Origin of the sequence: Plantibacter sp. MCCC 1A11337 (genome assembly GCF_013349365.1) — a bacterium.
Classification (GTDB): Bacteria; Actinomycetota; Actinomycetes; order Actinomycetales; family Microbacteriaceae; genus Plantibacter; species Plantibacter flavus_A.
The window spans coordinates 327,202-353,186 of record NZ_JABJWX010000002.1 but is presented as its reverse complement, the minus strand read 5'-3'; the positions used below and the strand labels follow the sequence as shown (position 1 = coordinate 353,186).

Below are 25,985 nucleotides of genomic sequence, written 5' to 3'. Positions count from 1 at the left end.
CCGGAACAGGTCCGACCTCGCGCATGCCGCTCCCTGAGCCTGTCGAAGGGCGGCTGACTCAGGTGACGAGCGCGTACTCGGTCCCCGAGCGCGTGCGCTCGACGAGCTGCGCGTCCACGAGGTACCGCCGAAGTACCGCGACGTCGTCGTGGAACGCGGACAACCGCTCGTTGATCTCAGCTTCGTCGACCACCTCGTACGGCTGGAGCGCTGATGCCGCGACCCGCTGTAACAGCGCCTGCCGCTCGTCGGGATTCGACGGGTACTGCACGATCCGACCGTCGACCAGGAAGCGGTCGATTCCTTCGCGCTTCGGCGGTGCGGCGGCTGCGAGCAGGTCTCGGAACACCTCGCCCGAGACGCGCCCGCCGTCGTCCAGCAGGCCCGCCCGAGACAACGTCTGGACGCTCTGCTCGGCCCGTCGCACAGCACGCTGGGTGGCGCCCAGATCGGGCTCCTGCCCGAGGGCGAGTTGTGCGTACACCGTCCGGGTGTCGTCGTTCGCGAGGGCGGCGGCCACTGCGCGCCAGTCGGTCCTCGTCCGTTCCTCGTCCGGCATGGCCCCTCCTCCTGCGGTCTACGACATCGTCCTCAACGGTACCCGCGTGGACCGGATCAGCCGGTCCCCGTCCTGTCGCCGCGAGACCGGAACGATGACGACGCTGCAGAGGTGGGTGCCCACCACCGACCATCGGCCGGCGAAGGTGCGCGGCGTGGTCGGGCCGGCCGGCGCGACGACCCGCGCATCGAACGAGCCCCGATCCGGGTGGATCACGACCTCACATGCCGTGTAGTCGACCCATCGCCCGGTGAGCGGGTACCACGCCTTGAAGACGCTCTCCTTGACGCTCCACAACACGGCGCTCCACGCGACGGTCGGGTGGCTCGAGGCGAGTCGCGCGAGCATGGACGCCTCACTCCCGCAGACGATCGTCGCCGCGACGGCGGGACGGATGGGCCGGTGCACCTCGACGTCGATCCCGATGGCGCTCGCGACGCCGACGCGACCGACGGCTGCGATGGTGAAACCGGGGCAGTGCGAGAGACTCCCGACGAAGCCGGCCGGCCAGACCGGTTGCCCGCCCTCCCCCGTCGGGATGTCCGTGGAGCGCTGGCCGAGCATCGCGAGTGCCGCCCTGGCGCAGTCGCGCGCCGAGCCGGATTCGGCGCTACGACCAGCCGAGGTCGGACGGGCCCGGAACGGCCCGGATGCGGTGCCGACGGACGCCGAGACGACGACGCCCGTCGGCACCTGCATTTGGAGCGCATCGACCACCGCGGCTGCGGATTCAGCCATCCGAGCGACGCGGGGACGCCGCGCGCGCCGTGGGATCGGAGGCGGGGATGCCGACCCGGAACCAGGCGATGAGCTGCTCGTCCCGGGCGACGTTCCAGCGTTCGTCGAGCATGGCCCGGGTCTCCGGACAATCGAGCGGCGCGCTCTGCGGGTGCGCGTACAGGCCGTGGCGCTGGAAGCCGAGCCAGAGCCGGGTGAGCAGTCGCCCCGCGGCCAGCTCATGCCGGGCCCCGGTGGGTCCGACGACACCGAGGACGGTGCCGGAGCCCTGGGTCGCGGAGGCCGACATCCTCGCCAACAACCCGGGCAGCCCGACGCCGCGAAGCGCGCGGAACACCCGCGGACTGATCAGCGTCCGCAGGCCGGCTCGTTCGACCTTCGACAGCACGAGCATCGCGTCGTTGAGGCCGTCCTCGTCGTACCGCGGATGTCTTGGTGAGAGCCTGGTCCACTGATCGAGCTCGGCGACGATCGCCCGCTCGCCGAAGAACCACCGGTTGGCGCGCACGAGGATCGGGCGCGCGTCCCGGGTCGGCATGGAGACGAGCCGGAAACCCCTGCGCTCCGCCTCCACCGCGGCTTCCTGGAGGAGGTCCGGTCCGGGCGCGCCGTCCCGCCATGGCCCTCGCCAGACGCGTCGTCCACGGACGTCCGCCGAGGAGAACCTCGTCTGGTAGCCCTCCGGGTGGCGCGAGAACCGGCCGACCTCATCGGTCTCCGCGTCACCGCCGGTTGCAGCCTCGAAGCGCAGTCCGACACCGGCGGAGGCCGCACAGATGAGGAGTGACTCGACGAACGCCCCGAACGACAACATCGTGTCGCGTCCTCGCGGATCGCTCGCGCCGAGGGTGCGAGTGCGATCCCGGCGGAGGACGAGTTCGTCGCCCTGAGGGTCCACGACCCACGGCTGCGTGTTGTGGGCGTTCGCCGCGCGAGCCGCCTCGGACACGAGCGCCGAGAGGTCGTCATCGGCCGACAGGCCGCTGAACCGCGTGTCCATTCAGTCCTCCGTGATCCCGATGCGGCGATGGATCGCCGCGAGCCACCGCGGCGCCCACCAGTTGTACCGCCCGGCGACGCGCATGAAGACCGGGACGAGCACGCCGCGGATCAGGATGGCGTCGATGAGGATCGCGATACCGGTTCCGATGCCGAGCATCTTGATGATCGACACTCCGGAGGTCGCCATGGCGAAGAACGACACCGCGAGGATCGCCGCTGCGGCCGTGATGATCGGACCGCTCGCGCCGAGTCCGCTCCGCACCGCCTCTGCGAGATCGCCCGTGGCACGGAACCGTTCCTGGATCCGAGCGAGGAGGAACACCTCGTAGTCCATCGAGAGCCCGAAGGCGATGCAGAACAGCAGGATCGGGATCGAGATGGCGATGGGCGACGGGGTGAAGCCGAGCACGTCCGACAGGTTGCCGTCCTGGAAGAGGAACACGATGACGCCCAGGATGCCGACCAGACCGACCACGTTCAGCACCAGCGCCTTGATCGGGAGCAGCACGCTCCCCGTGAACAGGAAGAGGATGATCAGCGTCATGAGCGCGATGGCCGCGGCGGCGAACGGCAGACGCGCCGAGATGGAGTCACCGATGTCGATCATCTGCGCCGCGAGGCCACCGACCAGGACGGTCGAGGCGGCTCCAGGGTCCACCGCACGGACGTCGCGGACGAGCTCCGAGCCCTCGGGCGAGTACGGGACGACGTCGGTCGCGACCTGCAGCCAGAGCGCCGAACCGTCGCGGAAGTGCTGCTCCGTCCGCGCGTCGGCCGGGGCCACGAGGCGTCCGTCGACGAAGCTGCCGAGCGACGTCGTGACGGCCTCGACGCCCGTGATCGAGGAGAGTTCGGCGGCGTACTCGTCGAGCTCGCGGGCCGTCCCCGCCCAGTCCTCGGTGACGACGGAGACGGCGTCCGCCTCGGCGATGTCGAAGTCGGACCGCATGATGTCCGCCACGACACGACTCTCGGCGCCGGCGGGGAGTACTCGTTCGTCGGGCACCCCGAACTCGGCGTGCGCGAACGGCGCGGCCATGGCGATGAGCAGCGCGATCACGGGCACCCCCGACCACGGACGGCGATACGCGTGGTCGCCCACCCGGTACCAGAACCGGCCCTCGGCCCCGGCCGGGCGGCGGGAGCGCAGTCGGCCCCAGTCGATCCGGCGACCCAGGAGGGTGAGGGCTGCGGGCAGCAGGACGACCGCGCCCACCACGGAGCAGGCAACGATGACGAGTCCCGCGATGGCGAACGAGCGCAGGAAGTACTGGTCGAACAGCATCAGCGTGGCGAGCGCTGCGGCGACGACGACGCCGCTGAACACGATGGTCCGGCCGGTCATCCGCCGAGCGATCCGCAACGCCTCCTCGTCGGTGGCTCCACCCGAGCGTTCGTCCCGATAGCGGGTGAGGAACAGCAGGCAGTAGTCGATGGCGAGTCCGAGGCCCAATGCGGTGACGAGGTTGACCGCGAACAGGGAGACCGAGGTGAGCTGTGCGACCACGTTCAGCAGGCCGAGGGATCCGAGGATCGTGACGCCCGCGACGCCGACGGGCAGCAGAGCAGCCACCACTCCGCGGAACGCGAAGAACAGCAGCACGAGGGTGATCGGGATGGCGATCGTCTCCGCGACGATGATGTCCGTCTTGACCTGCGCGTTGAGGTCGTCGTTGATCCCCGCGATGCCACCGAACCGGACCGTGGCCGACGTCACCTCGTCGGTGATCGTCCCGCGGAGCGCGGTGGTCGCGCGTTGCACGGTGTCCTCGTCTCCGGCGAGCGCCACGAGCACGACGCCGCGGTCGGTGCCGCTCCTCAGCTGCTCCGAGTCGGCGTAGGAGCCGGTGACGCTGGCGCCGTCCACGTCGTCCACAGCACCGACGATGTCGTCGAGCGCCTCCCTGCCGGCGGCGCTGTCGAGTCCGTCGGAGACGTCCACGACGAGGAGGAGTTTCGGGTCGCTGCCCGGGAACCGGTCGGCGAGCACGTCCGCTGCGGCCACGGAGTCGGACTGCGGGTCGTCGAACCCGCCCGTCTTGAGGTTGTCGAGGACGTCGGCCCCCGCGATGCCCGCCACGATCGCGAACACCAGGCCGATCAGGAGCGTGATCACCGCCCGTCGTCTGGGTGTCGTTCTGGAGTGGTTCGTCATGCGGATACCTTCATGTCGTGGTTGATGCGGTTGAGTTCGGATGCCGTGAGGTCCACGACCCGCTGGATCTGCTCGGTGGTGTGCTCCGCGGTGATGAAGAAGCGGAGCCGCGCCTGGTCGTCCGGCACGGCCGGGTACAGGATCGGGTTGACGCTGAAGCCGTGGTCGAAGAGCGCCGTCGCCAGGGCGAGTGCCCGTTCCGAGCTGCCGACGATGCACGGCACGACGGGCGAGTCGGCGCTGTCGCCGATGTCGATGCCGGCGGCCCGAGCCGTCTCGCGGAAGCGGTCGGCGTTCTGCCGCAGGCGGCTCAGGCGCTCGGGCTCGTCGCGCATGAGCCGGAGGGCGGCGAGTGACGCGGCCGCGTTCGCCGGGGTGATGCCGACGCTGTACACGAACCCGGGCACGGAGTACTTGAGGTAGTCGATCGCGGCGGCGGTGCCACCGACGTAGCCGCCGCATCCGGCGAGCGACTTCGACATCGTGCCGCACCAGAGGTCGATGTCCGAGCGGTCGACACCGAAGTGTTCGCCGACCCCGCCGCCGTTGGCGCCGACCGTTCCGATGCTGTGCGCCTCATCGACGAGCACCAGTGCGCCGTGCCGCCGCTTCAGCTCGATGAGCTGCGGGAGCGGCACGAGATCGCCGTCCATGCTGTAGACGCCCTCCACGACGATGAGGACTCGACGGAACCCGTCGCGGATCGCGACGAGGAGGTCGTCGAGCGCGCTCAGGTCGTTGTGGGGGAAGGACCGCCGGGTGGCTCCGGAGAGTTTCGCCCCCTGGATGATGCTGTCGTGCGCGAGGCTGTCGTGGACGATGAGATCCCCCGGCTCCACCAGGTGCCCGATGACGCTCACGTTCGTCGCATGGCCGCTCACCAGGGTGAGCGCCGACTCCACCTGGAGGAGGTCGGCGAGCTCCTGCTCGAGCTCGGCGTGGATCGGGCGCTCACCGGACAGGAACCGACTGGCGGACACCGAGCTGCCGTATCGGGCCACGGCGTCGGCGATCGTCTCGGCGACCACGGGGTGGCCGGTGACACCGAGGTAGTTGTAGCTCGAGAAGCTCACGAGCTGGGCGTCGCCGATCGTCGTCGTCGCGTCGATGATCCCCTCATGCAGCAGGAAGTAGGGGTTGCGGTCCGTCTGCTGCCGGCGTTCCCGCATGGCGACCGCCTCCGGGAAGCACTCGATGCGGGCGTCGGCCTCGGTCCATCGGGTCGGGCGGTCGGCCGGCGCCGGGGAAGCGGCAGCCACCGGGTTCGTCTCGACCCGCGGGAGCCGGCGCTGCGGCTCCTCGGCGAACGGGTGCAGCAGGGAGCCGACGCCGTCCAGCAGCTGCTCCACGGTGGGCCGTCCGGCGAAGCGCTCGCCGAGCTGCGCGGGGGTCGGCAACGATGGCCACTCCGTGTGCAGCTGGGTGATCAGCTCACGCATCATCAGCGAATCGAATCCGAGCTGTTCGACGAGGTGCATGTCGGGCCGGATCAGGTCCAGCGGGAACCCGCTGATGCGCGACACCATGCCGAGGATGACCGCGTCGGATTCGGCACGATGCGACCGGGAGGCTGCGAGGCCCATCCGTGCGACCACCTCCGCCTGCGGCGAGCCGGGTTCCGTCGACCAGCGGAACGGATTCGTCGACGCGGGCGCGTGACCGGCCTGCCCGGAACCCTCGATGAGGCTCAGCTGGCGGTTCATGAGGGCGAGCAGTCCGGGCAGGTGGTCGGCCCGGGCCTCGGCGGCTCGCGGCTGGATCGGCGGTCCTGCCGACGGTCGTCCGGCGAGGGGTGAGGACGGCAGGTCGTGAGGGTTGTGGTGCATGGAGTGGGGATCCTGTTCGACGGGGGAGGGTGGTCGGTGCGGCTCGGATGAGGGTTCTCGAGGTGTGCTCGTCGGGTCGGAGGCGTCCGGTCGGACGACCCAGTACGGCTCGGTCGGCAGCGGAGCGATCGGCAGCGCCACACCCGCGGTGTCCGGTGGGACGAGCGATGCCAGGTCGAGGTCGGCACCCAGCACCGTCAGCCGACCGAGCAGTCGGAGGAAGGTCGACGCGTCGTCCGGCGCCGACGCGCTGCTCGGGATGACGTGCACGTCGGGCGCATCGCCCAGGGAGCGTCGGATGGACCCGAGCAGTGCCGAACCTCCACCGATCTGGACGTAGACGCCGACGTCGGATGCGGACGCCGACTCGATCGCCTCGCGGAACCGCACCGTGGAGAAGACGTTCTCCTCGAGCTGACGACCCAGCTCCTCGCCCGTCTCGACCGTGCGGCCCGTCACGGTCGACACGAGCTGCACCTGCGGCGCGCGAGGTCGGAACCGCGACAGGTCCGCCACGAGGGCCGGCCGGATCGGCTCGAGCAGGGGCGAGTGGAAGCCGGCGGCGACGCGCAGGGGTTGAGTCGACACCCCGTGCTCGACGCACCGTTCCGCGACGGCTCGCAGGGCCTCGCCGGTTCCACTCACCACCGTCTGCCGGGGATCATTGGCGGCCGCGATCCACGCGTCGTCGATGCCGCTGAGGAGCGCTGCGACCTGCTCGGCGTCGCAGCCGAGGGCCGTCATGCCGTCGCCGGGCCGCGTCGTAGCCGACCGCATGTGGTGTCCTCGAACCGCGGCCAGCCGCACGGCGTCGGGCGCATCGAGCACGCCCGCCGTCGCCATGGCGGGCAGCTCACCGACGCTGTGCCCGAGGACGAGGTCGGGCTCCACGCCGATCTCGCGCAACAGCGCCACGGTGGCGAGCGCCGTCACCGCGAGCGCGGGTTGGCAGACCTCGGTGGACGTCAGACGGTCGATTCCGGAGGGGGTGTCGGCGTCGGCCGCGGAGAGCGCCGCGAGCACATCGACCCCGGTCTCCTCGAGCACCTGCTCGTTCAGGGTCTCGGCAGCTGCACGGAAGGCGGGGAATCGATCGAGGAGGTCCGACTGCATCCGCGGGGTCTGACTGCCCTGCCCGGGGAAGACGAAGGCGATCCGCCGAGCGGCCTCGTCGACACGGACCCCGGTGCAGACGTCCGCGGAGATCACCCCGGTGGTTCCGTGGGCGAGCTGCTCCAAGGCGGCCGACAGCCCGCAGATCAGCTCGGCGGCGGTGCGGCACACGATCGCCAGACGGGTGCTCGCGAGCGCCCGAGAGCTCAGGGTCCGTGCGAGTCCGGCGATGGACGGTGCGTCGGCGGCCTCGAGGACGGCGAGGACCGCACGAAGGTGCTCGCCGAGCAGCGTGAGGTCGGCGGCCGAGAACACGAGGAGGTGCGGGAGCGTTTCGTCGGCCGGTCCCCCGGCAGCATGCCGACGGACTCGACCTGCTCGCGTCGGCGGTGATTCGAGCACCACGTGCGCGTTGGTGCCGCCGAACCCGAACGAGCTGACGCCGATGAGGCCCAGACCGTCGTCGCCCGGGTCGATGGTGCGGGAGGCGAGCGCCAGGCGGCCGTCTCGGAGGACCTCGGTGTGCGCCTCCGAACGCAGGCGGGGCTGCCCGGGGACGACCCGATGCCTCGCCATGAGTGCCGCTTTGACGATGCCGGCGATCCCGGCCGCCGCCATCGTGTGCCCCACGAGCGCCTTCACGGCCGTGACCGTGGCGGTCCGGTGCGGCGATGCCCCGAGACGACGCAGCGCCGCCAGCGATTCCAGCTCGGTGCGGTCGCCCACCGGGGTGGCCGTGCCGTGCGCCTCGACGACGCCCAGGTCGGCGGGGTCGGCCGCGGCGTCCTCGTAGGCCCGGCGGAGCGCCGCCAGCTGTCCATCCGTCGTCGGCGTCATCGGCCCTTCGGCCCGGCCGTCGTTGGACACTCCGGAGCCGCGGATGACCGCGTAGACGTCGTCGTGGTCGTCGATGGCGGCCTCGAGCGGTTTGACGACGATCATGCCGACGCCCTCGCCGAGGAGGAATCCGTCGGCATCGCCGTCGAACGGTCGGCACACCCCGTTCCGTGACAGTGCACCGATCCGCGAGAAGGCGACCATCGCATCCGGGACGAGGCTCAGGTTGACGCCGCCGACGAGCGCCGCCGAGCACTGCCCGGATCGGATGGCGGCGACCGCCTGGTGCAGCGCGACGAGGCTGCTGGAACACGCGGCGTCGACGGCGAAGCTCGGGCCGCCGAGGTCGAGCGTGCTGCTCACCAGCGCCGGCCCCATGTTCGGCAGGCACCCGGGCATCGAGAACGCGTGGAACGGACGCACGCCGGCGACGCGCGCCGCCAGCGCCGCCCCGAGGTCCGCTGCGGCGGGCTCGGGATGAATGGAGTCGTCGCCGAGGAGCTTCGCCCGGATGCGGAGGGAGGTGAGTTCTCGATAGTCGTTCGCGGCCATCCCGACGAACACGCCGACGGACGACCGGTCGACACGACGACGTTCGAACCCGGCATCGATCCAGGCGGCTCGCGCAGCCTCGAGGAGCAGGCGATGTTGCGGGTCCATCGCGTGCGCCCGGCTGGGCGGGATGCGGAAGTGCCGCGCCGCGAACTGCTCGACGTCGTCGATGAAGGAACCCTGGTCGGAGTAGGCGTGATGCACCGCTCTGGGGTCGTGCGGCGCGAAGAAGGTGGCGTGATCCCATCTCGAGCGGGGGACGGCGGAGCCGCTGCGTCGGGCCGCCAGGATGTTGTGCCAGTACTGGTGGGCGTCTGCCGCGCCACCGAAGCGGGCGGACAGGCCGACGATGGCGAGTGGTCGAACGGGCACGACGAGAGAACCTCCGAGGGTGTTGATCGCGGATGGAACGAGGGGGCAGGTCGGCATGTCGACGACTCCGGACGGAGCGGGTCGAGGTCCCGGGGCCGCCTCGCGGTGAGGAGAGCCGGCCCGTGGGCACGCCACAGCCCGACTGTAGTCATCTGAAACATCAGTTTGGATACTCGTCCAGAATCTGTGGATAACTCGCGAGGCAGCGCAACCCCCAGCCGGAGCGGAGGGTCGGCTGGAACACTGGCGATATGACGACCATCACGCTGACCAAGGGCCTCACCGCCTACCGCGCCGACCCGCCGAAGGGCGTCGAACTCCGCGGCGGGCTCGTGCTCATCCACGAGATCTGGGGCCTCGTCCCGCACATCACCGACGTCGCCGACCGCTTCGCCGCGGAGGGGTACCTCGTCATCGCGCCCGACATCCTGAGTGGTGCCGGCGTCACGCCCGAGATCGGTGCGGAGCTGGAGAGCCTCGTCTTCAACAGTGACGAGGCGACGAGGACCGCGGCACAGCCGAAGCTGCGCGAGAAGCTCTCGGCCTCGAAGTCGCCCGAGTACGCCGAGGAGGCGCTCGGGTACCTGGGGAAGGCCGTCGACGCCCTGTTCGACGAGGAGGGGATCGACGGCCGCGTCGCCGTCGTCGGCTTCTGCTTCGGCGGCGGCTACAGCTTCGCGCTCGCCGCGGCCGACCGCCGCATCCGCGCCGCCGTCCCGTTCTACGGCTACCCGCCCGAGCCCGAGGCCGTGACGAGCATCGCCTGCCCCGTCCTCGCGTTCTACGGCGACCAGGACGAGGGCCTCATGAAGAGCCTGCCCGAGCTGACCACGACGATGGAGGACGCGCGGGTCGAGTTCACCGCGACCGTCTACCCCGACGCCGGTCACGCCTTCTTCAACGACACCAACACGATCACCTACCGCGAGGACGCGGCCGCCGACGCCTGGGTGAAGACGCTCGCGTTCCTCGACACCTCACTCGGAAACGCCTAGCCCGAGCGATCCGCGTCCATTCGCCCGTTTTTGGGCGAAGAAACGCCCGCTCGCCCAAGCATGGGCGAACGGACACAGAGCAGCACCCCGGTGGTCACCAGAGCGGCACCAAGTGCCTCGGTCACGTGTGGCAGGCGCTGCTCGAGCAGCAGGTTGAAGACCGCTCCGAACAGGGTCTCCAGTGCGATCAGCTGGCCGAGCACCACGGTCGAGACTCGCCCGGAGGCGCGGTTCCAGCACCAGGATGCGCACCACGACCCGAACGTCGCCAGCAGGACGCTCAAGACGAGGAAGCGGATCAGTTGAGCCTCGCCGACGTCCAGGAGCGAGACCTCGCCGCGCAGCACCGCCAGCGGCGGGAGGACGAACGAAGCGATAAAGGCTCCGAGGCCCAGCAGCGCGGTCCATGACGTGCTGTCAACCGATCCCGCACCGCTCCGGCGCAGGATCGCGCCGTTCATGACCACGAAGTACGACCACAACAAGCAGGCCGCAAGCGCCAGGAGGGTCGCCGGGATCATCCCAGCCCCGGCTCCGTCGACCGCTGGGCCGGCCTCGGGGCGCTGCCAGTTCAGGACGACGAGGCCGGCCGTGGAGATCATGATCGGCCAGATGAGCCGGCGCCACGGGGTCTCTCGGTGCACGAGGTTCGCGCCGACCGTGACGGCTGCGGGCATGACGCCCGTCGCCATCGACGCGAGGACCCCGCCGCCGATGTCGGCCGCGAGCGAGAAGCAGAGGTAGAACCCGAGATAGCCCACCGCGCCAAGGTGCAGTGCGACGAGGATCCTGCGAGTGCCGATCGCCGAGGCCACTCGCCTGCGCATGATCAGCACGCCGATGGACAGCAGGCCGAACACCGCGTACCTGCCGAACACGAGTGTCAGTGGACCGACCGGTTCGGCTAGCGCCGGACCGAGGAACGTCGAGCCCCAGAGCGCGGTGGCGAGCACCGCCCACGCCACTCCCGTGAGAGCGGCCGGGCCGCGAGTCACTCGCGCTCCCCGGCAGCGATGAGATCGCCCATGGTGACGACTGTGTTGACGAGGCGGTCGAGGTCCGGCGGAGCGACGGTGTGGTCGATCGCACGCATGGGTTCGATGTTACAAACGCTGGAATCTGAAATTCCAAAATCGTCGGAGGTTGTGGATACGTGCGCGATCGCGTCCGTTCGCCCGTTTTTGGGCGAAGAAGCGCCCGCTCGCCCAAGAATGGGCGAGCGGGCGTTCGTGTGAAGCGGCGGAGGCCTAGGCGCCCTTGAGGCGGGTGGCGAGGTAGGCGTACAGCTCGTCGATGGCGACGCGCTCCTGCTGCATGCTGTCGCGGTCGCGGACCGTCACGGCGTTGTCCTCGAGGGAGTCGAAGTCGACGGTCACGCAGTACGGAGTACCGATCTCGTCCTGACGACGGTAGCGGCGGCCGATCGCACCCGAGTCGTCGAAGTCGATGTTCCACGAGCCGCGCAGCTCGTCGCCGATCCGGCGGGCGAGCGGCGACAGCGCCGCATTGCGGGACAGTGGCAGCACGGCGACCTTGACGGGCGCGAGACGCGGGTCGAGGTGCAGCACGGTGCGCTTCTCGATCTTGCCCTTGGCGTTCGGCGGCAGCTCCTGCTCCTCGTACGCGTCGACGAGGAAGGCCATGAGCGCACGGGTCAGACCGAACGACGGCTCGATGACGTACGGCATGTACCGTTCGTTCTTGGCCTGGTCGAAATAGCTGAGGTCCTTGCCGGACTGCTCGGCGTGCACCTTGAGGTCGTAGTCGGTGCGGTTCGCGACACCCATGAGCTCGCCCCACTCGCTGCCGGCGAAGCCGAACTTGTACTCGATGTCCACGGTGCGCTTCGAGTAGTGCGCCAGCTTCTCCTGCGGGTGCTCGAACCAACGGATGTTGTCGGGCGTCATGCCGAGGTCGATGAACCAGGCCCAGCAGAGGTCCATCCAGGTCTGCTGCCATTCGTCGTCCGTGCCGGGCTCGACGAAGAACTCGATCTCCATCTGCTCGAACTCGCGGGTGCGGAAGATGAAGTTGCCGGGGGTGATCTCGTTGCGGAACGCCTTGCCGATCTGGCCGATGCCGAACGGCGGCTTCTTGCGGGCCGTCTGCAGCACGTTCGCGAAGTTCGTGAAGATGCCCTGCGCGGTCTCGGGACGCAGGTAGTGGAGACCAGACTCGTCGTCGACGACGCCGAGGAAGGTCTTCAGCAGGCCGGACATCTGGCGGATCTCGGTCCACTGGCCGACCTTGGAGGGGTGCTCGGGGTCGGGGATGTCGGCGAGGCCGTTCTCCGGCGGGTGGCCGTGCTCGGCCTCGTACGCCTCGAACAGGTGGTCGGCCCGGTACCGCTTGTGGGTGATGAGCGACTCGGTCAGCGGGTCGCTGAAGACCTTGACGTGACCGGACGCCTCCCAGACCGGGGTGGGCAGGATGACGGCGGAGTCGAGACCGACCATGTCGCCGCGGCCACGCACGAACGCGTTCCACCACTGGCGCTTGATGTTCTCCTTGAGCTCGACACCCAGGGGCCCGTAATCCCACGCAGACCGCGTACCGCCGTAGATGTCTCCCGACGGGAAGACGAAGCCGCGGTGCTGGGCCAGGGTGATGACGGACTCGAGATGGGACTGCTCTGCCATGGGTGTGGATCCTCCGTGCCGCTTGCCACGCGGCGGTACCTTCCGGTGCTGACGCCTGGCTGGCGCCCGCTCCCGGAACCCCTCAATCCTATGGGCGAGCCCGTGAGGACGCCCAACGGCCCTTGTCCCGCTCAGGGTGGCCGCTTAGCCTGACAACCATCGCGGTACGCAGGACGGAGCATCGATGGACTGGCTGTGGAACCTCGACGTCATCGACGGTCCACTCGTCTGGGTGCTCGACGCGCTCAGTGTCGCCGGCCTGCTGTACCTCGTCATCCGTCGGCCCGGGCTGCTGTGGTACCTGAGCGCCGCCATCGCCCTCCTGGCCGGCGCGCTCCTCGCGCTGGGGACGGTCTGGCTGCTCTTCGACGTGCTCAACCTCTTCGGCGGGCCGTTGATCCGTGCCGCGGAGCCCTGGTTGATCGGCGGCTTCGCCGGCGTCGCGCTCGCCGTCCTCACCATCTGCTGGCGCGTCTCGTGGCAGCGGCGCGTCATCGCCGTCGCCTGCATCCTCGTCTTCGGCGCGACCGCGGCGCTGGGCGTCAACGGCGCGTACGGCGTCCAGACCACCCTCGGGTCGATGTTCCACGTCCAGAACCGCAAGCCGATCACCCTCGTGACGCCGACGAGCACGCCCACCGGCGATCCGGCCCGTCCGCTGTACGAGACGTGGAAGCCGCCGGCCGACCTGCCGAAGACGGGCAGGTTCGGCCCGCTTCCCACGGGCGACCGGATCCCGAACACGAACTCCGGGTTCGACGCCCGCCCGGCGCAGGTCTACTACCCACCCGCCGCGCTCGTGAAGGATCCCCCGGCGCTCCCCTTCGTCCTCATGATGATGGGACAACCGGGAGACCCCGACGCGAAGTGGATCGGCGAGGCGCTCGACGCGATCGCCGCCGACCATCAGGGGCTCGCCCCCATCGCGCTCGTCGTGGACCAGCTCGGCGACCCTTCCGTGGATCCGCTGTGCATCGACGGGCGGTACGGGAAGGTGGAGACCTACGTCACGCAGGATGTCCTCCCCTGGGCGAAAGCGAACCTGCACATCCTCGAATCGCCGAAGGATTGGACGGTCGCCGGATACTCGGCCGGCGGCAGCTGTGCGATCTATTACGGAGCCAAGTACCCGCAGACCTTCGGCAACGTCGTCAGTGTCTCGGGTGAGGAGTATCCGGGCGCCAGCGTCCCTGCGGACAGTCTGCGCACGATGTTCGACGGCGACCAGAACGCGTACGACGCGATCAAACCGGCGACCATCATGGCGAAGACGAGATACGCCGACACGGAGGCGTTCTTCTCCGCCGGGACGGCGGACGCGGTGTACACCGACATGATGGGGCGCGCCGCAGCCACCGCGACGGCCGCCGGCTGGAAGGTCCAGACCTTCGCGATACCGGGCGGCGACCACGGGGTCAGCTCACTCACGGGCGGGCTGGACCAGACGCTCCGCGCGCTCTACCCGCGGATCGGCCTCCAACGACCGTGACCGGGACTGGGCCAGGGACAAGGCTCCTCGACCCGGCCTCCACTCCGTCGTGGGCTGTGGAGAACTCCGGCGGCGGTCTGAACCGATTGGTTATGGTCGATGCCCATGACCACCCAGCTCCCGCCGATGCCGCAGCCCCTCCTCGTCCAGATCGGCAACATCAGGGTCACTGACGACGTGATCATGACACCCGCCGGCACGTGGCCACTCGCGGACGTCAATGTGACGTCGAGCGATCAGACCTCGACGACCACCCACACCCCGGCGTGGGCCATCGTGCTGGTCGTCGTGTTGATCTGGTTCTTCTTCCTCAGCCTGCTGTTCCTCTTCGCGAAGGAGAGGCGTGTCTCGGGGTTCGTCTCCGTGAACGTCCAGGCCGGCCCGTACACCTACACCGAGCAGGTCCCGATCTCGACCGACTTCGCCCGACACGACACCATGAACCGCGTCGGCTACACCCAATCGCTGATCGGGCAGGCACGGCACCGGGCGATCGCGAACCGGGCGGCGGAGTCCTCCCGGCGCCCTGAGGTGCGGTGACCGGTCGCTCGAGGGCCGCTCACGCGACGAGACGACTCAATCGGGCGGCGGCGCGAGGGACGCGCCCTCGAGGAAGGCGCCCATGACGAGTTCGTGACGCAGTTCACCGAGGGTGCCGTCGAGCCGGCCGACGAGGGTCTCGACGCCCATCCGGCCAAGCTGGGCGGCGGGCAGCAATGTGACGGCGAGCGCCGGGTCGGCCGCTTCCGACACCTCTCGGGTGGAGGCGACGAGGACGACGGACACGTCGTCGGGGACCGAGACGCCGCGCCTGCCGAGCTCGCTCACGAAACCGAGGGCCGCCCGATCGTTGAGTACGAGGACGGCCGTGACCTCGGGCGCCTTCGCCTGGAGGGTCGCCGCGATCTCGCGACCACCGGCTGGATCGGGAGTGCACTGGAGCGTCCGAGCGCGGAGTCCACGAGCCGCGCACACGGCGTGGAACGTCTCCTGCACGCGGACCACCGGGCCGTAGCCGTCGAGGTCGGCCCGCTCGACCTCCTCGAGCAGGGCGAACTCCCGATGACCGAGGGCCTGCAGACGATCGATGGACAACTCGACCATCCCCTCGAAGTCGACGTCGACGTAGTCGAGACCGGAGGGGTCGCGGGTCCGGCCGATGAGCGTCAGTGGCGTCCCAGCCGCGAGCAGACGGTCGACCCGATGGTCGTCGAGCCGCACCTCCATGAGGATGACGCCGTCGATGAGGCCATCGGAGGTGAACTCGCGAAGCGCGTCGGGTTCGCTCGGCTCCGGCCAGAGGACGACGGTGTACCCGAGCTCGGCCGCAGCCTCCGCAGCACCGGTGAAGAAGCGGGCCGCGTTGTCGGACAGTCGATGCTGCAACACCGGGAACAGCAGTGCGATGATGCGGGTCCGACGGCTCGCGAGCGCGCGGGCGACCGCGTTCCGGCGGAAGTCCAGCTCGACCATCGCCGACTCCACCCGCAGTCGAGTGGCCGGGGACACCGGCTTCGAATCGTTGACGACGAACGACACCGTGGCGACCGAGACCCCTGCGAGTCGCGCGACGTCACGCATCGTTGCCATGGATCCCCGTTCAGGTGCGGTGCTGTCCGGTCAGTCTCTCACGGATCACGATTCGGTAAACCGGTTAAATTACTTCTTGACGACTCCGGCGGCACGGTGCATGCTGGTTCCCGAAGCGCGCAGTAAACCGGTTAACTTTCCGGCCTGCGCGATCCGACCTCGACCGGCGAAGGAGCCGTGCTGATGCCTGTACCGACGACCACGGACGACAACCGGTCCGAGCAGCCACTGCGCGTCGCGATCGTCGGGTACAGCTTCATGGGCACCATCCACGCGCAGGCCTGGACCACCGCTCCCCGCTTCTTCGACCTCGGCCGCGGGGTCGACCTCGTCGCCGTCAGCGGTCGCGATGCCGACGCCGCCCGCGCGTTCGCCGACCGGTTCGGGATCGCTGACGTCGAGACCGACTGGCGAGCGCTCCTCACCCGTGGCGACATCGACGTGATCGACATCTGCACCCCGGGCCACCTCCACGCTGAGATCGCGATCGCCGCGCTCGACGCCGGTATCCACGTCCTCTGCGAGAAGCCGCTCGCGAACACGCTGGAGGAGGCCGAGCGGATGAACGCCGCGGCCGAACGGGCGGCTGCGCGCGGCGTGCGCGCGATGGTCGGCTTCAGCTACCGACGCACCCCCGCGCTCGCCTATGCACGACAGCTCGTCGCCGACGGTCGCCTCGGGACGATCCGTCACATCCGGGCCCAGTACCTGCAGGACTGGATCGCGGATCCCACCTTCCCGCTCGTCTGGCGACTCGACGCCGACCAGGCCGGCTCCGGTGCGCTCGGTGACCTCGGCGCCCACATCATCGATCTCGCACGGTTCGTCACCGGACAGGAACTGAACGGCGTGAGCGCCCTGACCTCGACCTTCGTCACCGAGCGGCCGCTCCCCACCTCGTCGAGCGGCCTCAGCGCCACCACGGAGGGCGATCCTGAGGATGGCGAGGTGTCGGAACCCCTCACCGGGCGGGTGACCGTCGACGACGCGGTCGTGTTCATCGCCCGCACCGACGGCGGCGCCCTGGCGACCTTCGAGGCCACCCGCTTCGCCGCCGGTCGCAAGAACGCGATGCGGCTCGAGGTCGACGGCTCCGACGGATCGCTCGTCTTCGACTTCGAGCGCATGAACGAGCTGCAGTTCCACGACCACACCCTCCCGGCCGAGGAGGCGGGCTTCCGGCGCATCCTCGTCACCGAACCCGGTCACCCGTATGCGGACGCCTGGTGGCCGGCCGGCCACGGCCTCGGCTACGAGCACACCTTCGTCCACGAGGTCGCCGACCTCGCCCGCGACCTCGCCGCGGGCCGGGCGCCCGAACCGGGCTTCGCCGACGGCCTCCGGGGGCAGCGCGTGCTCGCCGCGGTCTCGGCGAGCGCCGACGCAGGTGCCACCTGGATCCCACTCGACCACTGACCGAACCACCCACCGCACCACGATCACCACCGCATCACGATCACCACTCACCAGGCAAAGGAGCCATGACATGAGATCCACGACCACCCGCGACACCCGGCCACGCATCATCCGTCGGCCGCACGTGCTCGGATCGCTCGCGATCCTCGCGATCACCCCGTTCGCCCTCACCGCGTGCAGCGGTGGCGGTGGCGCGGCGGCTGGAGGCGACGCCGGCACCCTCACGATCCTCGACTACTACAACAACGAACCCGACAAGACCCTCGTGGGCGACGCCCTCGACCGGTGCGCGGACGACGTCGGCGTGAAGATCAAGCGCGAAACCGTCCCCGGCAAGGACCTCATCCAGAAGGTGCTCCAGCAGTCGTCGTCGAAGACGCTGCCCGACGTCCTCATGCTCGACAACCCGGACGTCCAGGAGATCGCCGCGACCGGCGGACTCTCGCCACTCAGCGACTACGGCGTCGACACCTCGGGCTTCGCGAAGGGCATCCTCGACGCGGCGAGCTACGAGGGGGAGGTCTACGGCCTGGCACCGACGGTCAACACCCTCGGCCTCTTCTACAACGAGGACCTCCTCGCGGCGAAGGGCATCACCCCGCCGACCACGTGGGACGAACTCAAGACGGCCGCGGCGGCACTGACCGAGGGCGACACCTACGGGCTGGCCTTCAGCTCCATCGCCACCTACGAGGGCAGCTGGCAGTTCCTGCCGTTCATGTGGACCAACGGCGGCGACGAGGCCGACCTCACGACGCCCGCCGTCGCCGAGGCGCTCCAGCTGCAGGTCGACCTCGTGAACTCGGGGTCGGCGTCGAAGAGCGTCATCAACTGGTCACAGGCCGACGTGAACGACCAGTTCATGGCCGGTAAGGCCGCGATGATGATCAACGGTCCGTGGCAGATCCCGGCCCTCAGCGCCGACACGAACCTCAAGTACGGCAGCGTGCAGGTTCCGGTCAACAAGGCCGGCCAGACGCCCGTCGCCCCGCTCGGCGGCGAGGTCTGGACCGTCCCCGTGACCGGCGACAAGGACAAGCAGGCGAAGGCGGCGAAGTTCGTCGAGTGCATCTCGAGCGACGAGAACCAGCTGGCCCTCGCGGAGGCCCGCTTCACCGTCCCGACGAAGACGGCCCTGGCCGAGCAGTACGTCGCGAAGGTCCCCGAGATGGCCGCGTTCACCGAGCAGGTCGCCAACGCCCGCTCGCGCACCGGCGAGCTCGGCGAGGAGTGGCCCGAGGCCGCGACCGAGATCTACACCGCCATCCAGCTCGCCCTGACCGGGCAGGCGACGCCTGAAGAGGCGTTCAAGCAGGCGGCCGCGGGCTGATCCCGATGAGCAGTGGCATCGCCGGAGCATCGCTCCAGGACCGGAAGACCGACCAGCGGTCCAGCGGCACCGACGGGGGCGCGCCGACCAAGCGCACCCCCGCCGGGGCCGGCCGCCGGAGCCGACGCTTCCGCCGGGAAGACCTGATCAAGCTCGGCTTCGTCCTCCCCGCAGCGCTCTACATCGTCCTCTTCTTCGGCTATCCGGTCGTCAAGAACGTCACGATGAGCTTCCAGGAGTACACGACGAAGACGTTCTTCACGGGCGAGGCGCCGTGGGTCGGGTTCGCGAACTACGTGACCGTGTTCAGTTCCCAACTGTTCACACCGGCGCTGCTCAACACGGCGTTGTTCACGGCGGGGTCGATCGCCGGGCAGTTCGTGATCGGGCTCGCGCTCGCCGTCTTCTTCAAGCGACGCTTCCCCCTGAGCTCGTTCCTCCGCGCGATGCTGCTGCTCCCCTGGCTCCTCCCCCTGATCGTGTCGAGCGCCACCTGGCGGTCGATCCTCGACCAGGACAGCGGCGTCCTGAACGCCGCCCTCGGCTCCATCGGCCTGTCGGGCGTCCCCTGGCTGACGAGCCCGTCGGTGGCCCTGTTCGCGGTCGTCCTCGTCAACATCTGGATCGGCATCCCGTTCAACGTCACGATCCTCTACGGCGGCCTCCAGGACATCCCCGACGAGCTCTACGAGGCGGGAGCGCTCGATGGCGCGACCGGTTGGAAGGCGTTCCGCCACATCACCTGGCCGAACCTCCGCCCCGTGGTCAGCGTCGTGCTCGTGCTCGGCGTCGTCTACACGATCAAGGTGCTCGACATCATCCTCGGCCTCACGAACGGCGGGCCGGCGAACGCCACCCAGACCCTCGCGGTGCGGTCGTATCAGGAGTCGTTCGTGAACTTCGAGTTCGGTGTCGGTGCGGCCTTCAGCAACATCCTCATCGTCATCTCGCTCCTCTTCGCCATCGTCTACCTGCGCGTGAACCGACGCGCGGTCGACGAGTAAGGACACGGACCCTCATGACCACGACCAGCATCGTGACCGGCGGCCGGCAGACGCGCCGCTTCGCCCCGGTCGGCCCGCGTCGCCACCGCGGCGACCGGCGCCACCTCGGTTACACCGTCCTCGGCATCCTCATCCTCGCGATCATGCTCTTCCCCGTCTACTGGATGGTGAACGCGTCCCTGCAACCCTCCGGTAACACGCTCACCGGCGACTTCTTCCCGGTCAACCCGAGCTTCGCCGGGTACGAGAAGGCGATCGCCGACCAGGGCGGGCACCTCGTCACGAGCCTCGTCATCTCGCTCGGAACCGTCGTCCTCAGCCTGGCGATCGCGGCCCCGGCGGCCTACGCCCTCGCGCAGTTCCGGTTCCGGTGGATCAGCATCGCCCTCCTCGTGATCCTGATCGCCCAGATGATCCCGGGCATCGTGATCGCGAACGCCCTCTACTCGGCGTACAACGACCTCGGCCTGCTCAACTCGATCCCCGGGCTGATCCTCGCCGACGCCTCGCACGCCATCCCGTTCGCGATCCTCATCCTGCGGGCGTCGATGCAGACCATCCCGCCGTCGATCGTCGAGGCGGCACGGGTCGACGGCGCCGGGCACGTGCGGGCCTTCGTCTCGATCGTCCTCCCGGTGAGCCGCAACGTGCTCATCACCGCCGGTCTGTTCGCCTTCCTCTTCTCCTGGAGCGACTTCCTGTTCGCCCTGACGCTGACGACGACGGAGGACGTCCGGCCAGTGACGCTCGGCATCTACCAGTACCTCGGCTCGCAGGTCTCGAACTGGAGCGCGGTGATGGCGACCGCCGTCCTCTCGTCCCTGCCCGCGATCCTGCTGCTCGTCATCGCCCAGCGGTTCATCGCCGCGGGCGCCACGGGCGGTGCCGTGAAATGACCGACGACCACTCCGACACCCTCTCCGACCACGCAACGCATCCTCGAAGGAGCACCACCATGTCCGACAGCAGCACCCCCATCCGCGTCCTCGTCTGGGGCGAGAACCGCCACGAGCAGATCGAGGAGAAGGTCCGCGCCATCTACCCGGACGGCATGCACACGACCATCAAGGAGGGCATCGAAGAGCACCTCGGCGCCGACGCCGTGGTCACCACGACCACGCTCGACGAACCGGAGCACGGGCTCACCGAGGAGGTGCTCGCCGCGACCGACGTGCTCGTCTGGTGGGGCCACGCGGCTCACGGCGAGGTCGCCGACGAGGTCGTCGAGCGCGTGCACCAGCACGTACTCGCCGGTATGGGTCTGCTCGTGCTGCACTCCGGCCACTGGTCGAAGATCTTCGGCAAGCTCATGGGCACCTCGTGCACGCTCCGGTGGCGGTCGGAGGAGGACCGCGAGATCGTCTGGACCGTCGACCCCACCCACCCGATCGCCCAGGGGATCCCGCACCCGTTCATCATCCCGGCGCAGGAGATGTACGGCGAGTTCTTCGACGTCCCCGCGCCCGACGAGCTCGTCTTCCTGTCGACCTTCACCGGTGGCGAGGTCTTCCGTTCCGGCATGACCTACAAGCGCGGCTTCGGCAAGATCTTCTTCTTCTCCCCCGGCGACCAGGACTACCCCGTCTACCACCACGAGCACGTCCGTCGCGTCCTCGCGAACGGCGTCCGGTGGGCGCAGACGCTGCGTCCGGAACGCGCGGTGCCGGTCCTGCTGCGGTACGAGACCGAGGACTTCTACAACGGCCGCGGATACGAAGGGGCGCTCGCGCGATGAGTGCTCCTGTCGACGGTGGCTTCGCGACGCTCGCGGACGCCATCAGGCCGGTTCGGCTCGTGCTCGTCGGTGCGGGCGGGATGGGACGGGCGTGGTTGCGGACGATCCTCGCGAACCCGGACACGGAACTCGTCGGCGTCGTCGACCTCGACACGGCCCTCGCGGGGTCGGCGGTGACCGAGGCGGGGCTCCGGCTGGGCCCCGAGGGTGTCGTCGTCGGCACCAGCGTGTCGGTCGTCGCCGAGGCGACGGCGGCGGACGCGGTCGTCAACGTCACCGTGCCCGCCGCGCACCACCCGGTCAACACCGAGGCGCTCTTCGCCGGGTTGCCGGTGCTCTGCGAGAAGCCGATCGCACCGACGGTGGCGCAGGCCCTCTCATTGGCGGCGACGGCCGAGGCCAGTGGGCAACTGCTCATGACCAGCCAGTCGCGTCGCTACTACGCGTCGATCGCCGCCTTCCGGGAGCAGGTCGCCACGCTCGGTCGGCTCGGGTCCGCGACGACGGAGTTCTTCAAGGCACCGCACTTCGGCGGCTTCCGCGAGGAGATGGCGCACGTGCTGCTCGTCGACATGGCGATCCATGCCTTCGACGCCGCCCGCTACGTCCTCGGTCTCGACCCGATCGCCGTGTACTGCGAGGAGTACAACCCGGGGTGGAGCTGGTTCTCCGCCGACGCCGCCGCGACCGCCGTCTTCGAGTTCGCCGGAGGCGTCCGGTACACCTACAGCGGCAGCTGGTGCGCGGACGGCATGGAGACCTCGTGGAACGGCAGTTGGCGAGTGAACGGCGAGCACGGCGCGGCCGTCTGGGACGGCGACTCCGCTCCGCAGCGGCAGCTCGCACCGCAGGGCGGCTCACCGTCGGCGGTCGAGACCGCTGAGCTCGAGCCGGACGTGCCGGAGGAGATCGCGGGCTCGCTCGTCGAGTTCGTCGACGCCCTGCGCACGGGGCGTGTCCCCTCGGGTGAGGTGCACGCCAACGTGCTGAGCCTCGCGATGGTGGAGGCCGCCGTGCGGTCCGCCGAGTCCGGCGAGCGCGTGGTCATCGCGGACGTGCTCGCCCAGGCGCACGCGCAGGCGATCGAGACCGAGCCGCGCGCCGACGTCCGGGGCGCGCTCGTCGCCTCCCGCTGAGGTGAGGCGGATCGTCGCCCGCGCACCCCGCGAGCGACGATCCGCTCACCAGGTCCCGTCGAGGAGGTTGCGGGTCACGACCAGATTGAGCACCCGCCAGAGGCCGGAGTGGCCCGGGGTCCGGCCCGGCCGGTTCGGCCACCCCTCGAAACGTGCCACACGGACGAAGCCGACCTCGTGCCACTGCGGGTCCGTCTTGCGGAAGCGGTCCGGCTGCCAGACGACCGGACGCTCCGGCAGATTGCCCGAGGCCGGCTCGCGCTTCGCTCGCAGCGTCGCCAGGGTCTCCGGCCCGGGGACCTGCTCGCCCACCCAGTCGAGCACGTCGAGCTCGGGTGAGTCACCGTATCGGGACCGATGGATGCCGGCGACCCGGAACAGGGCGGTCCGTCCGTTCGGCGCCGTGAACGCGAGGACGTCGCCCGGCGTCAGGTCGTCCTCCACATGGCGCCACGATCGGCGGAGGCGCTTCGGTGCGGGCTGCGGGCCGAGGAGCTGCTCGCGGAGACGCTCGAGGGCCGCGGTCCGCCTGGCGACCTCCCCCGGGCCCGCTTCGGCCCACAGCTCGAGGTCGGCACCGCGATCGATCGCCGCGAGCGCCCGCGTCCGCACCTCGGGATCGAGCCGGCCGACCTCACTCTGCGCGGCCGCGAGCGGGATCCACAGCTCACCGTCCTCGCGCTCCACCAGATGGGCGAACGACGCGATGGTCCGTCGCGTCGCCTCGTCGTCCGGCACCCGGTCCTGCACGTACTCGCGGTACTCGGTGCGGATGTCCGAGGCCGTGTCGTTCGAGAAGATCGCCGTTCCCCATGCACCCATCCCGGCATCCTGCCAGACCCCTCGCGTCAGCGGCCAGGTGAGGCCCATACGATGGATCCAGCCCGATTCCGAGACGAAGGACGCTGCATGCCATCCCGCCCCACCAAGCTGATCCCGCCGACCTTCTCCCGCACCCCCTCACTCGACGCCGAGGCGGTCGAACTGAGCGTCGCGATCGAACTCCCCGAGGGCGTGGAGGCGATCGGCCTGGCCGTCGCCCCCGCAGCCGACGGCGCCGGCGACGACATCCCCACCGCGCTCGGACTCGACCGCGCGGCACTGGCCCGCGCCGGCTTCACCGGCGAGATCGGCCAGACGCTCGTCATCCCCAGCCAGGACGCCCCGACGTACATCGCGGTCGGCGTCGGTGCACCCGAGAAGCGCACCCCGGCAGCCCTCCGCGACATCGCTGCTGCCTTCGCCCGTGCGGCATCCTCCTTCGCGAGCATCGGCCTCGACGTGGCGCGGTCGTTCGACCTCGACCCGGCCTCCGCGGGGCAGCTCGTCGTCGAGGGCGCGCTCCTCGCCCGGTACCGCTACACCGAGTTGAAGCGGGAGACGAAGCGCACCCCGCTCGTCGCGCTCCACCTCGTCGCCGGTGCTGAAGACCTGCCGGAGACCGCGACCGGCGCACACCGTGGCGAGGTTCTCGCCCGATCGGCGAACCTCGCGCGCGACCTCGCGAACACGCCTCCCGGACACCTCACGGCGACCGACCTCGCCGAGGTGGCCGAGACGCTCGGTGCCGCCAACGGGCTCGACGTCGAGGTCTTCGACAAGGACGCGCTCATCGAGCTCGGTCTCGGCGGCCTGCTCGGCGTCAACGCCGGTAGCGTCGAGGAACCGCGCATGATCAAGCTGCGGTACACGCCGAAGGACGACGACGGCTCGCCGATCGAGGCCGCAGGACACCTCGCACTCGTCGGCAAGGGCATCATGTACGACTCGGGCGGCATCTCGCTCAAGCCGTCCGACCCGTCCCACGCCGCGATGAAGATGGACATGGCGGGCGCCGGAGCGATCCTGTCCGCCATGACGGCGCTGGAGGAGTTGCACTGCACGAGCAGCGTCACGGCGTTCCTCATGTGCACGGACAACATGCCCTCGGGCTCGGCCACGATGCTCGGCGACGTGCTGACGTTCCGCAACGGAACCACCGTGGAGATCAAGAACACCGACGCGGAGGGTCGCCTCGTCCTCGCCGACGGCCTGAGCCTCGCCGTCGAGGAGGAGCCCGACGCGATCGTCGACATCGCGACGCTGACCGGTGCCGCGATCATGGCGCTCGGCACGAAGACGGCGGCCGTGCACGGCACCGACCAGGGCATCGTCGACCAGACGCTCGCCTCGTCGAAGGCCACCGACGAGCAGCTCTGGCAGCTGCCGCTCGAACGCAGCTACCGCAAGCAGCTCGACTCGGACGTCGCGGACCTCGCCAACATCGGCGGCCGGTTCGCCGGTTCGACGCTCGCCGCACTGTTCCTCGCGGAGTTCGTCGGCGACATCCCGTGGGCGCACCTCGACATCGCCGGCACCATGCTCGTGGAGTCGGACGAGTCCTGGCGGTCGAAGGGTGCGACCGGGTACGGCACGCGCCTCCTCATCGACCTGGCGCTCAACTTCCGCGCCTGACCCCGGACGCGGCGTCGATGCCCGGTCCCCTGAGCCGCAGCCCGGTCCCTGAGCCTGTCGAAGGGCGGCGACCGGACCGTCTTTCCCCGCGAGCACTTCGACAGGCTCAGTGACCGGATCAGCTCATCCGCAGCCCGGTCACTGAGCCGCAACCCGGTCCCTGAGCCGCAACCCGGTCCCCGAGCCGCAACCCGGTCCCTGAGCCTGTCGAAGGGTGGAAGGCCACCGGGCACAACCTCCGTTGCCGTTCCGGCAAGAAACGGCCGTTCGCGGCCGGTGTCACGGCAGGCTGATGCCATGACCTCCGAGCACGAGCCCGCCATCACCGATCCCGCCGCCTTCTGGGAGCACCGCTACAGCAGCCGCGGCCAGGTGTGGAGCGGCAAGCCGAACGCCGCGCTCGAGCGCGAGGTGGACGCGTTGGCGCCCGGCACCGCGCTCGAACTCGGCAGTGGAGAGGGCGCGGACGCCGTCTGGCTCGCCCGGCATGGCTGGTCCGTGACCGCCGTCGACATCTCTCCGAGCGCGCTCGCCCTCGGAGCGTCGACCGCGAGCGAGGCGGGGGTCGTCGACCGCATCACCTGGGTGCAGGCCGACCTCGTCGAGTGGGAACCGTCGGCGACGTTCGATCTCGTCACCGCGACGTTCCTGCACTCCCCCGTCGAGTTCCCCCGCGAGGCGGTCCTCCGTCGCGCGGCATCGGCGGTCGCTCCCGGCGGCACCCTCCTCGTCGTCGGCCACGCCGGTCCGCCGCCCTGGGCGACCGAGCACATCGCGCACGCGCACTTCCCGACGCCCGACGAGGTCCACGCCTCGCTGGAGCTGGAGGCGACCGACTGGGAGGTCGTCACCGCTGGCCTCGTCGCGCGCGCCGCGATCGGGCCCGATGGCGAGCCCGCCGAGCTCGACGACAGCGTCCTCGTCCTCCGTCGCCGTCCCTGACTCAGGAGCGTCTCGGCGTGTCGCCTCGCCCGGCCGGCGTGTCACGCCGACACGCCACCCTTCTCCTGAGTTGGGCACAACGCAACATCCGGTCGACACTC

At 69.9% G+C, this 25,985-nt stretch carries 20 protein-coding genes; 11 read left to right on the top strand and 9 right to left on the bottom strand.

The features are described from left to right. Window positions 1-58 precede the first annotated feature (58 nt). The 5 genes from HOW07_RS08980 to HOW07_RS08960 are packed head-to-tail and all read right to left on the bottom strand — an operon-like array spanning window position 59 to window position 9,154. On the bottom strand, window positions 59-559 hold the full coding sequence (locus HOW07_RS08980; protein ID WP_175116705.1) for a DUF2087 domain-containing protein: 501 nt from the start codon (window positions 557-559) through the stop codon (window positions 59-61). Window positions 560-577: 18 nt separating this feature from the next. Next, window positions 578-1,297 (bottom strand): 4'-phosphopantetheinyl transferase, encoded by a 720-nt coding sequence (locus HOW07_RS08975; protein WP_175116704.1) that lies wholly within the window; start codon window positions 1,295-1,297, stop codon window positions 578-580. After that, window positions 1,290-2,297 (bottom strand): hypothetical protein, encoded by a 1,008-nt coding sequence (locus tag HOW07_RS08970; protein WP_175116703.1) that lies wholly within the window; start codon window positions 2,295-2,297, stop codon window positions 1,290-1,292. The genes HOW07_RS08975 and HOW07_RS08970 overlap by 8 nt, the downstream gene beginning before the upstream one ends. Further along, on the bottom strand, window positions 2,298-4,454 hold the full coding sequence (locus HOW07_RS08965) for an MMPL family transporter (RefSeq protein ID WP_175116702.1): 2,157 nt from the start codon (window positions 4,452-4,454) through the stop codon (window positions 2,298-2,300). It lies immediately after the preceding gene. Continuing rightward, window positions 4,451-9,154, bottom strand: a complete 4,704-nt coding sequence (locus HOW07_RS08960) for a type I polyketide synthase (RefSeq protein ID WP_175116701.1) — start codon at window positions 9,152-9,154, stop codon at window positions 4,451-4,453. The genes HOW07_RS08965 and HOW07_RS08960 overlap by 4 nt, the downstream gene beginning before the upstream one ends. A 251-nt stretch (window positions 9,155-9,405) precedes the next feature. On the opposite strand from HOW07_RS08960, the gene HOW07_RS08955 reads away from it, so the two are divergent. Continuing rightward, window positions 9,406-10,149 carry a dienelactone hydrolase family protein gene (locus HOW07_RS08955; protein ID WP_071261472.1) on the top strand — a complete coding sequence of 248 codons (744 nt, stop codon included), beginning with the start codon at window positions 9,406-9,408 and terminating at the stop codon, window positions 10,147-10,149. On the opposite strand, the gene HOW07_RS19810 is transcribed toward HOW07_RS08955, so the two are convergent. After that, complete coding sequence (locus tag HOW07_RS19810; protein WP_121293036.1) at window positions 10,146-11,144, bottom strand: DMT family transporter; 999 nt, start codon at window positions 11,142-11,144, stop codon at window positions 10,146-10,148. The two genes, HOW07_RS08955 and HOW07_RS19810, sit on opposite strands and share 4 nt — an antisense overlap. 252 nt (window positions 11,145-11,396) lie before the next feature. Continuing rightward, entirely contained in the window at window positions 11,397-12,788 is a 1,392-nt protein-coding gene (locus HOW07_RS08945) for a glycine--tRNA ligase (RefSeq protein ID WP_175116700.1), read from the bottom strand. 184 nt (window positions 12,789-12,972) lie between these two features. On the opposite strand from HOW07_RS08945, the gene HOW07_RS08940 reads away from it, so the two are divergent. Beyond that, window positions 12,973-14,277 (top strand): esterase family protein, encoded by a 1,305-nt coding sequence (locus HOW07_RS08940; RefSeq protein WP_175116699.1) that lies wholly within the window; start codon window positions 12,973-12,975, stop codon window positions 14,275-14,277. A 105-nt stretch (window positions 14,278-14,382) separates the two neighbouring features. Beyond that, on the top strand, window positions 14,383-14,817 hold the full coding sequence (locus HOW07_RS08935; protein ID WP_121293032.1) for a hypothetical protein: 435 nt from the start codon (window positions 14,383-14,385) through the stop codon (window positions 14,815-14,817). Between the two features lie 36 nt (window positions 14,818-14,853). On the opposite strand, the gene HOW07_RS08930 is transcribed toward HOW07_RS08935, so the two are convergent. Next, complete coding sequence (locus HOW07_RS08930; RefSeq protein ID WP_254628268.1) at window positions 14,854-15,867, bottom strand: LacI family DNA-binding transcriptional regulator; 1,014 nt, start codon at window positions 15,865-15,867, stop codon at window positions 14,854-14,856. Window positions 15,868-16,050: 183 nt separating this feature from the next. Here HOW07_RS08930 and HOW07_RS08925 point away from each other — a divergent pair, with 183 nt between their 5' ends. The 6 genes from HOW07_RS08925 (at window position 16,051) to HOW07_RS08900 (ending at window position 22,488) form a co-directional block, all read left to right on the top strand. Then, window positions 16,051-17,283: a Gfo/Idh/MocA family protein gene (locus HOW07_RS08925; RefSeq protein WP_175116698.1), complete on the top strand. Its 1,233-nt coding sequence runs from the start codon at window positions 16,051-16,053 to the stop codon at window positions 17,281-17,283. A 70-nt stretch (window positions 17,284-17,353) separates the two neighbouring features. Beyond that, window positions 17,354-18,613, top strand: coding sequence for an ABC transporter substrate-binding protein (locus HOW07_RS08920; RefSeq protein ID WP_082916064.1), 1,260 nt, complete (start codon window positions 17,354-17,356; stop codon window positions 18,611-18,613). A 5-nt stretch (window positions 18,614-18,618) separates the two neighbouring features. Beyond that, complete coding sequence (locus HOW07_RS08915) at window positions 18,619-19,617, top strand: carbohydrate ABC transporter permease (protein ID WP_175116697.1); 999 nt, start codon at window positions 18,619-18,621, stop codon at window positions 19,615-19,617. Window positions 19,618-19,631: 14 nt separating this feature from the next. Then, entirely contained in the window at window positions 19,632-20,513 is an 882-nt protein-coding gene (locus HOW07_RS08910) for a carbohydrate ABC transporter permease (RefSeq protein ID WP_082916066.1), read from the top strand. Window positions 20,514-20,572: 59 nt separating this feature from the next. Further along, complete coding sequence (locus tag HOW07_RS08905) at window positions 20,573-21,352, top strand: ThuA domain-containing protein (RefSeq protein ID WP_064295429.1); 780 nt, start codon at window positions 20,573-20,575, stop codon at window positions 21,350-21,352. Beyond that, on the top strand, window positions 21,349-22,488 hold the full coding sequence (locus tag HOW07_RS08900) for a Gfo/Idh/MocA family protein (RefSeq protein ID WP_175116696.1): 1,140 nt from the start codon (window positions 21,349-21,351) through the stop codon (window positions 22,486-22,488). The genes HOW07_RS08905 and HOW07_RS08900 overlap by 4 nt, the downstream gene beginning before the upstream one ends. Before the next feature lie 45 nt (window positions 22,489-22,533). On the opposite strand, the gene HOW07_RS08895 is transcribed toward HOW07_RS08900, so the two are convergent. Beyond that, window positions 22,534-23,310 carry a hypothetical protein gene (locus tag HOW07_RS08895; protein ID WP_175116695.1) on the bottom strand — a complete coding sequence of 259 codons (777 nt, stop codon included), beginning with the start codon at window positions 23,308-23,310 and terminating at the stop codon, window positions 22,534-22,536. 87 nt (window positions 23,311-23,397) lie between these two features. Here HOW07_RS08895 and HOW07_RS08890 point away from each other — a divergent pair, with 87 nt between their 5' ends. Further along, the gene (locus tag HOW07_RS08890) at window positions 23,398-24,942 is read left to right on the top strand and encodes a leucyl aminopeptidase (RefSeq protein ID WP_121293019.1); all 1,545 of its coding nucleotides are present in this window, start codon (window positions 23,398-23,400) and stop codon (window positions 24,940-24,942) included. Between the two features lie 297 nt (window positions 24,943-25,239). Further along, window positions 25,240-25,884, top strand: a complete 645-nt coding sequence (locus tag HOW07_RS08885; RefSeq protein WP_121293017.1) for a cyclopropane-fatty-acyl-phospholipid synthase family protein — start codon at window positions 25,240-25,242, stop codon at window positions 25,882-25,884. Window positions 25,885-25,985 lie beyond the last annotated feature (101 nt).